At 67.6% G+C, this 12,699-nt stretch carries 10 protein-coding genes and 1 tRNA gene; 5 read left to right on the forward strand and 6 right to left on the reverse strand.

Translation table 11 applies throughout. The annotated features are described in order from the left end of the window. The first annotated feature begins 34 nt into the window (after positions 1-34). The 4 genes from KF688_16515 to KF688_16530 all read left to right on the forward strand — a co-directional run bounded on the left by KF688_16515 (position 35) and on the right by KF688_16530 (position 5,350). Entirely contained in the window at positions 35-1,807 is a 1,773-nt protein-coding gene (locus tag KF688_16515) for an AMP-binding protein (GenBank protein ID MBX3427284.1), read from the forward strand. A gap of 46 nt (positions 1,808-1,853) precedes the next feature. Further along, entirely contained in the window at positions 1,854-2,873 is a 1,020-nt protein-coding gene (locus KF688_16520) for an NAD-dependent epimerase/dehydratase family protein (GenBank protein ID MBX3427285.1), read from the forward strand. Positions 2,874-2,996: 123 nt separating this feature from the next. Then, a complete protein-coding gene (gene aspS / locus KF688_16525) occupies positions 2,997-4,769 on the forward strand; it encodes an aspartate--tRNA ligase (GenBank protein MBX3427286.1) in 1,773 nt (590 codons plus the stop codon). Then, positions 4,766-5,350, forward strand: a complete 585-nt coding sequence (locus tag KF688_16530; protein MBX3427287.1) for a redoxin family protein — start codon at positions 4,766-4,768, stop codon at positions 5,348-5,350. Before aspS ends, KF688_16530 begins: the two co-directional genes overlap by 4 nt. A gap of 21 nt (positions 5,351-5,371) precedes the next feature. On the opposite strand, the gene mutS is transcribed toward KF688_16530, so the two are convergent. Both mutS and gap read right to left on the reverse strand, forming a co-directional pair. Continuing rightward, entirely contained in the window at positions 5,372-8,155 is a 2,784-nt protein-coding gene (gene mutS, locus KF688_16535) for a DNA mismatch repair protein MutS (GenBank protein MBX3427288.1), read from the reverse strand. Positions 8,156-8,340: 185 nt separating this feature from the next. Further along, positions 8,341-9,360, reverse strand: coding sequence for a type I glyceraldehyde-3-phosphate dehydrogenase (gene gap / locus KF688_16540; GenBank protein MBX3427289.1), 1,020 nt, complete (start codon positions 9,358-9,360; stop codon positions 8,341-8,343). Positions 9,361-9,996: 636 nt separating this feature from the next. On the opposite strand from gap, the gene KF688_16545 reads away from it, so the two are divergent. After that, positions 9,997-10,082, forward strand: a tRNA-Leu gene (locus KF688_16545). A gap of 5 nt (positions 10,083-10,087) precedes the next feature. Here the strand turns inward: KF688_16545 and KF688_16550 are convergent. From KF688_16550 to KF688_16565, 4 genes are all read right to left on the reverse strand, one after another. Further along, on the reverse strand, positions 10,088-11,281 hold the full coding sequence (locus tag KF688_16550) for a site-specific integrase (protein ID MBX3427290.1): 1,194 nt from the start codon (positions 11,279-11,281) through the stop codon (positions 10,088-10,090). A 91-nt stretch (positions 11,282-11,372) separates the two neighbouring features. After that, complete coding sequence (locus tag KF688_16555; protein MBX3427291.1) at positions 11,373-11,630, reverse strand: hypothetical protein; 258 nt, start codon at positions 11,628-11,630, stop codon at positions 11,373-11,375. 402 nt (positions 11,631-12,032) lie between these two features. Next, positions 12,033-12,422, reverse strand: a complete 390-nt coding sequence (locus KF688_16560) for a hypothetical protein (protein MBX3427292.1) — start codon at positions 12,420-12,422, stop codon at positions 12,033-12,035. Continuing rightward, positions 12,419-12,574 (reverse strand): hypothetical protein, encoded by a 156-nt coding sequence (locus KF688_16565; protein MBX3427293.1) that lies wholly within the window; start codon positions 12,572-12,574, stop codon positions 12,419-12,421. Before KF688_16565 ends, KF688_16560 begins: the two co-directional genes overlap by 4 nt. Positions 12,575-12,699 lie beyond the last annotated feature (125 nt).

A 12,699-nucleotide genomic window follows, 5' to 3' on the forward strand; every position in this document is an offset into this window, starting at 1 on the left:
TTCGAGCGGGAGCTTGCGCGGGGAGAATAGGAGGATGAGCGTTGCCGCTGAAACTGAACCTCCCGCCGCGTTGCCGCACGTGAACGTCGCCGATCGGTTGACGCGCATCGCCGCACTGTTGCCGGAGGGAGTCGCCGTGGCTTGCCCCGGGCGCGGCGACGTCGCGGGACGGCGCGAGTATGCGACCTGCACGTTTCGCGAGCTCGACGCCGACGCGACCGCGCTGGCTCGCGGGCTGGTCGACATGGGCGTGACGCCGGGGATGCGACTTGTGCTGCTGGTGCGACCGGGGATCGAGTTCGTGAAGCTGGTGTTCGCCCTGCTGCGATCCGGGGCGACGATGGTGCTGATCGATCCGGGGATGGGGCGAAATCATCTGCTGGAATGCCTCGCCGCGACCGAGCCGCAGGGGTTCGTGGCGATCAGCCCGGCCCAGGCCGTGCGGCGGGTCTACGCTCGGCGATTTCCGCGAGCGCGGCTCAACGTGACCGTCGGCCGACGGTGGTTTTGGGGCGGAGCGACGTATCGCGGGCTGCTGGCCGCGGGTCGGCGGAGTCGAGCCGCGTTGCCGACGACGGCGACCGACGACTGCGCGGCGATCATTTTCACCTCGGGGAGCACCGGCCCGCCGAAGGGGGTGCTGTCGACGCACGGCATGTTCGAGGCCCAGGTGCGCGACATCGCCGCGCGGTACGCCCTGACTCCCGGCGGGGCGGATCTGGCGTGTTTTCCGTTGTTCGGGTTGTTCAACTCGGCGCTGGGGGTGACGACCGTCTTTCCGCGGATGGACTTTTCGCGCCCCGCGACGGCCGACTGCGGCGAGTTGCTGGCGGCGGCCAGCGATTGGCGCGTCACGCAGGCGTTCGCCTCGCCGGCGGTGTGGGACAAGCTGAGCCGGCACTGCGCGGCGACGGGCGAGCGAATGCCGACGTTGCGAAAGGTCTTCTCGTGCGGGGCGCCTGTCCCCGCAGCCGTGTTGCGGCGGACGCTGGGGTGCGTTGCCGAGGGCGCCGAGATGCACACGCCGTACGGGGCGACTGAGGCACTGCCCGTGGCGACGATCGCCGCGAGCGAGGTGCTTGGCGAAACGGCGGAGCGGACCGACCAGGGCCGCGGAGTGTGCGTCGGGCGCCGATTCGACTCGATTGCTTGGAGAGTCGTTCGCATCGCCGACGAGTCGTTCGCGACGCTCGCCGAGACGGACGAGTTGCCCGCCGGCGAAATCGGCGAGCTCGTCGTCCGCGGCGAGCAAGTCTCGCCCGCCTACGTCGTGGCGCCGGGGCGATCGGTCGACGAGGCGAACGCGACGGCGAAGATCCGCACTGGCGCCGCCGTGTGGCACCGCCTGGGGGACGTCGGCTATTTCGACGACGAGGAGCGGTTTTGGTACTGCGGCCGCAAGACGCACCGCGTCGAAACGGCCGCGGGGACGCTGTTCACCGAGTGCGTCGAGGGGGTGTTCAACGTCCATCCGCACGTGCGGCGAACTGCGCTCGTGGGGATCGGGCTGCGCGGCGAGCAGACGCCCGTGTTGTGCGTCGAGCCGACGGCCGCATTTCTCGCAGAGCACGGGACTCGCTATCATGAGGAACCGTATCGACGGCTCGCCGATGAGTTGCGCGCCGTCGGTCGAACCGAACCGTCGCTGGCCGCGATCGAGATAATTCTGTTCCGCGACCGCTTTCCCGTCGACGTGCGGCATAACGCGAAGATCCGCCGCGAGGAGTTGGCGACATGGGCGGCCCGGCGATGCGCCGCGGGCGGGGACGCAGCGGCTCGCGCTGGAATGTTGTCGAACGGTTTCTGAATTCTGACTGCTTGTTGGCGGACCTCTGCCCTCTTGCCTTCCTGCCATGCTCTCTCTCGTCACCGGCGGCGGCGGTTTTTTGGGGGGGGCGATCGTGCGGCGCTTGCTCGCGCGCGGCGACCGGGTGCGGGTTCTGGCGCGGGGAGAGTATCCCGACCTCGCAGCCGCGGGGGTCGAGCTCGTCCGCGGCGACGTCGCCAATCCGCTGTCGGTCGACGCGGCGTGCACGGGGGTCGATTGCGTCTACCACGTCGCGGCGCTCGCGGGGGTGCAGCAGGACCGCCGGCCGTTCGAGCGCGTCAACCTCTACGGTACGCACAACGTGATCGAAGCGTGTCGGCATCGCGGGGCGACGCGGCTGGTTTACGCCAGCAGTCCAAGCGTGACGTTCGCGGGAGAGGATCAGTGCGGCGTCGACGAGTCGGCGCCGCTGGCCATCGAATGGCTCGAAGCGCATCGCAGTTGGTACTCGGCCTCCAAAGCGCGGGCCGAGGAGGCGGTGCTGGCGGCCAGCGACTCGCAATTGCGAACCTGCGCGTTGCGGCCGCACCTCATCTGGGGACCGGGGGACAATCACCTCGTGCCGCGGCTCGTGGCGCGGGCGCGCAAGGGGCGGCTCGCGCGGATCGGCGATGGCGCCAATGCGGTCGATACGATTTACGTCGACAACGCGGCGGCGGCGCATCTGGCGGCGGCCGACGCGCTCGCTGAAGCGGACTCGCCCGTCGCGGGGCGGGCTTACTTCCTCAGCCAAGGGGAGCCGGTGAACTGCTGGGCGTGGATTGACGAGATCCTGGCCGCGGCCGAACTGCCGCCGGTGCGGCGGACGGTCTCTTACTCGGCGGCATGGCGAATCGGGGCGGCCTGCGAACAGCTGTTTCGACTCGCTCCCCGTCGCGAGCCGCCGTTGACGCGGTTCGTGGCCGCCCAGCTCGCCAAGAGCCATTGGTTCGACATTTCTGCGGCGCGGCGCGATTTGGGATACGCTCCGGGGGTCTCGACGGCCCACGGAATGGAGCGGCTGGGAGAGTGGCTGCGGCTAGGCACTCGCGGGGCGGGCCACTAAAATCGGGCGTTTTGGCATGCTCCGCGGGCTGACGCCGCGCGGCTCGTGCGAGCGAAGTTGTCGCCTTGCGAGCGGCGAGCGCCCCGTCCCCCTGTCCGCCTTCCCCCTTCGATCGGTTTCCCCGTGCTACGCACTCACACTTGCGGCGAACTCGACGCGTCTCACATTGGCCAAACCGTCACCTTGTGCGGTTGGGTCGACTCGTATCGCGACCACGGCGGGGGGCTGTTCGTCGACCTCCGCGATCGGTACGGCATGACGCAGGTCGTGTTCAACCCGCCGGACACCTCGCCCGTGGAGATCGAGGCCTCGAAGCAGTTGCGGGCCGAGTACGTCATCAAGGTCGTCGGCAAGGTGGCCGCCCGGCCCGAGGGGATGGCGAACCCCAAGCTGCCGACCGGCGAAATTGAACTGCGGGTCACCCGGCTCACCCTGCTCAACAAAGCGCTCACCCCGCCGGTGTCGCCCAGCGCGATGAAGCAGGACCTGCCGGGCGAGGACTTGCGACTCAAGCACCGGTACCTCGACCTGCGGCGTCCGGAAATGCAAAAGGTGCTGCTGCTCCGCGACCGAGTCGTCAAAGGAATGCGCGATTACTTCGCCGACGGCGGATTCATCGACGTCGAGACGCCGTGCCTGGGGCGCAGCACCCCCGAGGGCGCCCGCGACTATCTCGTCCCCAGTCGCGTCCATCAGGGGAGCTTCTACGCCCTGCCGCAGTCGCCGCAGTTGTACAAGCAGATCCTGATGATCGCCGGGTACGACCGCTACGTGCAGGTCGCCCGGTGCTTTCGCGACGAGGACCTGCGGGCCGATCGGCAGCCGGAGTTCACGCAGCTCGATCTCGAGATGTCGTTCGTCGACGCCGACGACGTCATGGGCCAGATCGACGGCCTGTGCGCGAAACTCGCCAAGCAGGAGTTGGGGATCGACCTTGCGCTCCCCCTGCCGCGGATGACCTACGACCAAGCGATGGAGCGGTACGGCCACGACGCTCCCGATTTGCGGTTCGGACTGGAGATCGTCGACTGCACCGATCTGGCGCCCGAGAGCGACTTCGGCGTGTTCAAGAACGTCGTCGAGGCGGGGGGCAAAGTCCGGGCGATCAACGCCAAGAAGGGGGCCGAGCATTACAGTCGTCGCGGCATCGACGCCCTGACCGAGTTCGTGAAGGGCTTCGGCGCCAAGGGGCTCGCGTGGTTCCGCTGCGAGGAGGACGGCAAACTGGGCTCGACGATCGCCAAGTTCTTCAGCGAGGAGTTGCTGGCCAAGTTCGCCAAGCGTCTCGACGCCGAACCGGGGGACCTGATCCTGTTCTCCGCGGATCAGTGGGCCGGCACTTGCAAGGTGCTGCACGCCCTGCGCACCAAGATCGGCCGGGAGATGCAACTGTACGACCCGCAGGCGATGCACTTCTCGTGGGTCGTCGAGTTTCCGATGTTCGCGTACGACGAGGAACAAGGGAACTGGGCGGCGATGCACCACCCGTTCACCGCCCCGCTGGACGAGCACGTGCCGCTGCTCTCCGCCGACCCCGGCAAGTGCCGGGCCAAGGCGTACGATCTGGTGATCAACGGCAGCGAAGCGGGCGGGGGGACGATCCGGATCCACGACGCCGAGACGCAGTCCAAGGTGTTCGGCCTGCTGGGGATCGACGCCGAGACGGCGAAGGATCGATTCGGGTTTCTCCTGGACGCCCTGCAGTACGGGGCCCCGCCCCACGGCGGGATTGCCCTGGGGATCGATCGGTGGGTCATGCTGTTCGGCCGCCTGGAGAGTATTCGAGACTGCATCGCCTTCCCCAAGACCCAGAAGGCGACTGACCTGATGACCGAGGCCCCCGGCACGGTCGACGCGAAGCAGCTCAAGGAACTGGCCCTGAAGATCAATCGATGACAAAAATTCGCCGAAGCATTGTAGTCAGCGCTCTCCGCGGAGTCGCGAAGGCTTGGTGTCTGCTGGGAGCCGCCGTTGCCGCTCCCGCGATCGCGGCGGAGTACCCCGAGGTGCTGCTGACCGAGGATCACGCGAAACATTGCCGGGTGCGCCAGGGGGACTCGTTCCCGGCGGTGGAACTGCCGCTGCTCGGGGGCGCCGCGACCCCGCTGGCGAAGCTGCAGGGGGCCAAGGGGACGGTCGTCGTCATCTGGGCGCCCGACCGCTGGATGGCTCGGGCGGCCTTGGCGGATTTGGCGAAGTTGCTGGGGGAGAAGAAGCTCCCCGCGGGGATCGCCGTGGCAGGGATCGCCGTCGGTCAACCGGCCGGCGCCGTGCAGGCCGAGGTCGCCAAGGCGAAGGCCGCGTTTCCGCAACTGCTTGACGAGCGCCGCGAAGTCCTCGCGGCGGTCGGCGAACGACTCCTCCCGCGGATCTACGTCCTCGACGCGAAAGGGCGCATCGTCTGGTTCGACGTCGAGTACGGCGAAGCGACGCGAAGGGAACTGCGGCAGTCGCTGAAGGCGCTGCAGGGTCCGTAGGCGAGTTTCTCCGAAACTCGCCTACGTCGGCGCCTTGGCGCCGTCGAGTTGCTCCCGCCACCGGCTCACGAGTTCCAACGCCTCGCGCGGCGTGAGGCCGTCGGGATCAACGCTGCGGATTTCGTCGAGCAGCGGATGGTCGGCCAGTTCGAACAGGGTGAGCTGGAATTGGCCGTTGCGATGCGCCCGAGTCGGGCCGGCGTGAGGGGCGTCGATGCGACGGTTCCGCAAGGGCGATGAATCGACCCCGCCGGCGTCTGCTTCGCGTCCCCCTGCGGCCTGCCGCCTTTTGCCCTCTTCCAACGTCGCCAGCACCTCCTCCGCCCGGGCGTTGACGCTCCGCGGGACCCCGGCCAGTTTGGCGACGTGGATGCCGTAGCTCTTGTCCGCGGCGCCGGCGACGATTTGGTGCAGAAACACGACTTCGTCCATCCACTCCTTGACCGCGACGTTGAAATTGGCGAGCCCCGGCAGGTCGTCGGCCAGTTGCGTGAGCTCGTGGTAGTGCGTAGCGAACAGCGTTCGGCAACCAACGACGTCGTGCAGGTGCTCGACCACCGCCCACGCCAGCGACAGCCCGTCGTAGGTGCTCGTGCCGCGGCCGATCTCGTCGAGGATCACGAGGCTCCGGGCCGAGGCCGTGTTGAGGATCCGAGCCGTCTCGGTCATCTCGACCATGAACGTGCTGCGGCCGCGGGCGAGGTCGTCGCTGGCCCCCACGCGGGCGAAAATGCGGTCGGCGACTCCGATCGTCGCGGCCCGCGCCGGGACGAAGCTCCCCACCTGCGCCATCAGCGCGAGGAGCGCCGTCTGGCGAATGTACGTGCTCTTGCCCGCCATGTTGGGGCCGGTGATGAGCAGCAGCGAGGGACGGGGGACCAAGCGCGAGCCGGCAGCCGACGGATCGCCGCTGCCGGTTCCTTCTCGCTGCTCGTCCTTGGCGGCGCGTCCCTCGCACCGGCAATCGTTCGGCACGAACGTCCCGTCCGGCTCAGTGACGTCGAGCACCGGGTGGCGGCCCGCGTCGATCTCGAGTATCGGCTCGGCGACGATCGTCGGCCGGCAGTAGTTGCGACTGCGGGCCAACTCGGCGAGCCCGACCAACACGTCGACCTCGGCCAACGCCTCGCTGGTCGCTTGCAGCCGTCGCGCCGCGGCCGCGGTCAGTTCGCGCAGCTCGACGAACAGGTCGTACTCGAGGTCGATCGCTCGCTCCTGCGCGGCGAGCACCTTCTCCTCGTGCTCCTTGAGTTCGGGGGTGACGTAACGCTCGGCGTTCTTGAGCGTTTGCTTGCGGATGAAATCGGCGGGGATCTTGTCGCGGTGGGCGTGGGTCACCTCCAGGTAGTACCCGAACACGTTGTTGAAGCCGACCTTGAGCGACGGGATGCCGGACCGCTCGATCGCCTCGACTTGGTATCGGGCGATCCACTGTTTGCCCCCTTTGGTCAGCTCGCGCTGTTGGTCCAGCTCGGCGTGGCAGCCGGGGCGAATGAAGCCCCCCTCGCGGCTGGTGAGCGGGCAGTCGTCCTCGAGGGCCGCGTCGAGCTTGGCGCGAAGGTCCCCGCACAGATCGATCCGCGACTCAAGCTGAACGAGTCGCGCCGCGGTGCGGCCCGTGAGCTTCGCCTTGAGCTTGGGGAGGGCGCGCAGCGTGCGGGCGACGAACGCCAGATCGCGCGGGGTCGCCCGACCGGTCGTCACGCGGGCGAGCAACCGCTGCATGTCGTAGATCGAGCGAAGCGATTCGCGCAAGTCGTCGGTTAGCGGGGCGTCGGCGACGAACTCGCCGACCGCGTCGAGCCGGGCGTCGATCGCCGCGGGGTCGGTCAGCGGGCTGGCGAGCCAGTCCCCCAGCATCCGCGCGCCCATTGAGGTCGCCGTGCGGTCCATCACTCCCCACAGCGATCCCTCGCGGCGGCCGTCGCGAATCGTGGCGGTGAGCTCCAGGCTGCGGCGGGTCGCTTCGTCGATCTCGAGCCGCGCGGTCGAACGATGGGGGACGAGCCGGTCGACGTGGGCGAGGGACGATTTCTGCGTCTCGACAAGGTACTCGAGCACCGCCCCCGCGGCGGCGAGCGCCGGCTCGTCCCCGGCGCCGAAGCCGAACCCGTCGAGCGAATGCGTGCCGAAGTGCTTGGCCAGCGCGGCCGCGGCCGTCTGCCGGCCGAAGGCCCACGCCGGGCGTTTGGTGAGCAACCGGCCTTCGGTCCAGGCGAGGGGGAGTTCCGCGGCGTCGTCGCGGACCACGAGTTCGACGGGGGCGATCCGCGCGAGCTCGTCCCCCAGTTTGTCGCCGGGGACGACCGCGGCTTCGAACCGGCCGGTCGAGACGTCGATCCACGCCAGTCCGACGGGATCGCTCGCCAAGCCGCACGCGCGAGCCAAATTCGCCGCGTCGCCCGACGCATGCGGCTTAGCTCCCCCGGCGCCCGCGATAGCCAGCAAATAGTTCGCCGCGCACGGGTCCAACAGCGCATCATCGGTGACGGTGCCGCGGCTGACGATTCGCGTCACCTCGCGTTTGACGATCCCCTTGGCGTGCCGAGGGTCCTCCATCTGCTCGCACACGGCGGCCCGCAGCCCGGCGGCGATGATCTTGGCCAGGTACCCGTCGAGCTGATGATGCGGAAACCCCGCCATGGGGATCGGGTTGTCCCCCTTGTCGCGGCTGGTGAGCGACAGGCCCAGCACGCGGGCCGCGATCCGCGCGTCCTCGTGAAACAGTTCGTAAAAGTCCCCCATCCGGAACAACAGCAGCGCATCGCCGGCGGCCGCCTTGGCCTCGGCGTATTGCTGCATCATGGGGGAAAGGGGAGCGGACATACGGAAGGCGGAGCGAGGAATTGCGGGGGGAACTGCCGGAGTCTCGAAGCGCACCGATTCTCGCCCCTTGTCCCTCGACTCTCAACCCTCCTGCGCAACAACCGAGCCGCGCCCCTGGCGGGACGCGGCTCGCTCGAAGTGCTTGGCTTTGACGAACTGACGGCTTACATCTTGCCGATCTTGGCGATCAGGTCGGCGGTGCGGCAGCTGTAGCCCCATTCGTTGTCGTACCACGACACGATCTTGGCCATCGTCCCGTCGATGACCTGGGTCCAATCGGCCGCGAAGATGCTGCTATGCGAGTCGCCGATGATGTCGGTCGACACGATCGGGTCCTCGGTGTAGGCGAGGATCCCCTTCATCGGCCCTTCAGCGGCCGCCTTGATCGAGGCGTTGATTTCCTCGGCGGTCGTCTTCTTGCCGAGATTCACGGTGAGGTCCACCACGCTGCCGGTGACGACCGGCACCCGCAGGGCGATGCCGGTCAGCTTCCCCTTGAGTTCGGGAATCACGAGCCCGACCGCCGACGCGGCGCCGGTGCTCGTGGGGATGATGTTCATCGCCGCGGCCCGGGCTCGATACGGATCGGCGTGGGGCAGGTCCTGCACGTTCTGGTCGTTCGTGTAGGCGTGGACCGTGGTCATCAGGCCCGTGACGATGCCGAACTTGTCGTTCAACACCTTGGCGACCGGGGCCAGACAGTTGGTTGTGCAACTGGCGTTGGAGATGCACTTCAGTTCCGGGGTCAGCTTGTCGTCGTTGACCCCCAGCACGCACGTCAGGTCGGCGCCGTCCTTGGCCGGGGCGCTCAGGACGACCTTCTTGGCGCCGGCGTCGAGGTGGGTGTCGTACCCCGGCTTGCCGTTGCCGGCGCGGGCGGCGAACACCCCCGTCGACTCGACGACCACGTCCACGCCCAGGTCGCCCCAGGGGCACTCGGCCGGATTGCGGATGGCGGTCGCCTTGATCGCCTTGCCGTTGACGTACAAATTCTCGGCGTCGTGGCTCACCTCGCCCGGGAACCGGCCGTGCGTGCTGTCGTACTTCAGCAGCGTGGCGAGCATCTTGTTGTCGGTGAGGTCGTTGATCGCGACCACCTCGAACTCGCTGCCGCGGGCGATCAGGTTGCGGAAGGTCAGACGCCCAATGCGACCAAATCCGTTGATACCGACGCGAATTGCCACGACAGAACTCCTTCGACTTGCAGAAAAATGGCTGGCAGAAAATACGGTTGTTAGCGGGAGCGCGACGTCGCCGCCGACGGGCGAGACGCTCGTCGCCGAGGCGGGACCCGCGGGACTGCCACGGCCGGGCGGAGAGCCCGGCCGGAGCCGCGGGCGGCGACAGGCCGCGACCCCGACAGGGCGATCGCGGCGGAGCGTTTCGCGGTCCAGCAACGGCGATTTCGGAGCGCCGGCGCCAGTGCCGGCCTGCTGGAGAAGGCGCCCGAGCCGCCGATTATACTGCCGGCCCGAGCCCCCGCCAACCGGCCGAAAACGGGGGGAGAACGGCCCGAACAACGCCCCGGAACAGCGGACTTCGAACCCGTCGGGCCGCGCCCCTCTGCCAGTCCGGCGTGTCCTGACCTTGATTTCCCTCGCCGATGCTCGTGGCGATGACCGCTGTTCGTCCCGCGCGGATCACCCAGCGCCGCGGTCGGGCGTTCCGAGCCAGAGGGTGGTGCGCGTCCATGACGGCTCGTGCTGCACCCGGGGTGCGTCGCCATGGCAAGTTCGTCGCCCGCAGGCTAGTCTGTCTTCCCGCACGCGCCGCACCCACGGAGCCGCCGAAGCCCCGCCGCGGCCCGCCGCGACAACGCCGGCCGAGTGGCGGAATAGGCAGACGCTCTGGACTTAAAATCCAGTGGGGGGCAACCCCCGTGCGGGTTCGAATCCCGCCTCGGCTAATGACTTACGTCGATTCGGGAGGCCCCTCTAACGGGGGGCTGTAACCTAAAATGTAACCTTGGCGCGCCTCCGCGCCCGCCGAATTCGCCTCGAAAATGCTCCGCGCCACGGTGAGCGCGTTCCTGCCGACGTAGTACCGCATCGTCGTCTCGATCGAGGCGTGCCGCATCAGCTCCTTGAGGACGTGCGGCATGACCCGCAGCGCCCACCGCTCGCCGAACGAGCGGCGGAGATCGTGGGCGGACGCGAACTTCTCGCGTTTCCCCTGTCCCCCCCCGCTCACGCGGACGTCCGCGGCCTTGCCAATGGCCGAGATCATCCGCCCCGCCCAGTTGACGTCGACCGGCCGCGAGATCCTGCGGCCCCGGGCGTGAAAGACGTGGCCCGTTCGCCGCTCGGGGGGCGTCTCCAGGAGAAACGCCCCGAAGTCGGGCGTGATCGGCAGCAATCGATCCTGGTTACCCTTTTCGAGCGCCGCCGGGATGTGCAGGAGGGGAAACTCGTGGGTCAGATCGACGCGGAGCAGGTCGTCGTCCGTCCAGCTCAGGTTGAGCGCCTCGGAAAGCCTTAGCCCCGACAGCCACAGTCCCTGCAGGAGTCTCCGCCAATCGGCCGCGGCGGCCTCGCCGACGATCTCGGGCGTTTCTCGCAGCATGCGGTCGAACTCAGCCGCCGTGATCGGGCGGCCCTTCATGACAATGTTGTTTCTGGATCGCGGCGGTTTCTCGATCACCGGTGCGGCGACCAAGAGGTCCATGCGGACCGCCCACCTCAAGGCCGCTTTGAGGTGGGCTAGGTTGCTCTTAATCGTCGCCTCTTGCTGCGATTTGCGCATTTCGGCTTGCAGTTTCGAGATCGCCGACGATGTCACATCGCTTAATCGCCGAGGGCGAAGCACGCGTTCAATGAGATTGAAGAGGGCCTGGATCTTACCGAACGTGCCGTCCGCCAAGCCGGGGAGATACTCCTGTTCGTAGCGTTCGCGAAACTCGTCCCAGGAGATCTTGACCGCGGGGCGGAACCGACCCTCCCGCAATTCGGCCTCCCAGCGCGCCGCTGCTCGCTCGGCTTTACGGCGGTTGGACGTCTCTGCAGACTTCGTGACATGCTTCCCAGTCACGGGATCGACGTACCGCAGGACAAGATTCCTGCGATCGCACGCCTTGACGACGATTACTTTGAAAGATGTTTCATCCATTGGTACTAACGGGACTGCGACCAATATCGGTCGCGGAATGGGAATGCGGGGGAATACTCGAATCCCCGATGGGGCGACGCGGGCGCCAATCTCACTCCTGCGGACTGCCCGCGGCGCCCGACTCGGCGGCGAGGAACCGCATGATTTCGCGGCCGTGCAGGTACCGGCGCTTGCCGGAAGCGAGGACTTGAAGCCCCCGCCGACGCGCGGCCCGGTAGGCCGAAAGCGACCACCCAAGGCGGAGGAGCGCCTCGTCGAGCCGATACACCTCGAGACGCGAGATGACGCCGGGAACAGGCTTCCCGGGGTGGTCTGGGGCAATGGAAGGGCTTGGGGGCGTGCGGGACATCGCGGCGGACTCCGTTCGGAATTGGGTCTCCAATCCAGAAGGGAATGCCGGATAGCCGTTCGTCAGAATTTTCTTGCCTGCGATCCCGAGGCCCCGATCCGCAGGTCCTCGGCGATCTAGTCAGGTCAGCCGAGCAAGTCGAACTCAACTTGCCGAGGCCGCGGAGGACTCGGCCGGATCAAGAGGGGACGATTCAACCGTCGGGGCGAGGGCGGCAGCTCGTCCGGTGAGACCTAGACGCACGGGATTGGCCGCGATGGTTGGGACGGAGACTCCGCGCCCAGCCATGGGGGTCTCAAGATCCGCCAGGGGGACCGCTTCCCGGCCGGCCGGGCGGGTCTGCAATTGGCCGGAGCCGGACTCTGCCGGACCAGCGGGGCAGGCTGAGGGCATCGCTTCGAATCAGTTTACGGCAATCAATCGCTCGATTTCAGCTTCACTCACGAAGCCAGGGTCGAACTCTGCCTGACACGACCTGCACGCGATCAAAATCTGCGGTAGTCCCTCGTCGCTCCTTACAGGAACGATCGTCAAGTCGGGCTCGGAACACCCGCAGCGCCAGTCACGACTATTCGCCAATCGCTGCGCGACATCGTTCGCCAGCTCGTCGTCCTTCGAGGAGTGCGCCGCTGGCGAGCTGCCGATCGCCGCCATCTCCTCGATCGGCGCCTGGGAGGCTCGGGCTCGCTTCCGCAGCCGATCAGTTTCTCGTCGGCTCCGCGCAAGGGTGCCGTAGAATTTCAGCAGCAGATGGAGCGTGGCGATCGTTTCGGTCGTGGGCGCCGTGATCAAATGACTGAGCGCGCCTCCCAAAACTCCAACTTCTCGGCGAGCAGAATGAGCGGCCAGCACAAGACATAATCTTGTCCGGAATAAAGCAGGGCATGCACTTCCGCCTCCCGCTCGCCGAGCGGAGGATCAATCGCGCGTGCAACGTCCGCCATGAGGACCTCGACGCACTGCCCAACGAATTCGTACGACGCGAACCCGAGTTCAACGAGTTCGCCTCGAACGGCCTGCCTGGCTGTCGAGGGCTCCATGTCTCAGGGCCAGCGCGCACTCTAGGCAA

It is taken from the genome of Pirellulales bacterium, from assembly GCA_019636345.1.
GTDB lineage: Bacteria > Planctomycetota > Planctomycetia > Pirellulales > Lacipirellulaceae.

What these genes read in the sequence shown, in the direction of transcription:
- KF688_16530 (MBX3427287.1), top strand. Translation starts at nt 4,766, where the DNA reads ATGACAAAAATTCGCCGAAGCATTGTAGTCAGCGCTCTCCGCGGAGTC.
- KF688_16555 (MBX3427291.1), bottom strand. Translation starts at nt 11,630, where the DNA reads ATGTCCCGCACGCCCCCAAGCCCTTCCATTGCCCCAGACCACCCCGGG.
- KF688_16520 (MBX3427285.1), top strand. Translation starts at nt 1,854, where the DNA reads ATGCTCTCTCTCGTCACCGGCGGCGGCGGTTTTTTGGGGGGGGCGATC.
- mutS (MBX3427288.1), bottom strand. Translation starts at nt 8,155, where the DNA reads ATGATGCAGCAATACGCCGAGGCCAAGGCGGCCGCCGGCGATGCGCTG.
- KF688_16550 (MBX3427290.1), bottom strand. Translation starts at nt 11,281, where the DNA reads ATGGATGAAACATCTTTCAAAGTAATCGTCGTCAAGGCGTGCGATCGC.
- KF688_16565 (MBX3427293.1), bottom strand. Translation starts at nt 12,574, where the DNA reads ATGGCGGACGTTGCACGCGCGATTGATCCTCCGCTCGGCGAGCGGGAG.
- KF688_16515 (MBX3427284.1), top strand. Translation starts at nt 35, where the DNA reads ATGAGCGTTGCCGCTGAAACTGAACCTCCCGCCGCGTTGCCGCACGTG.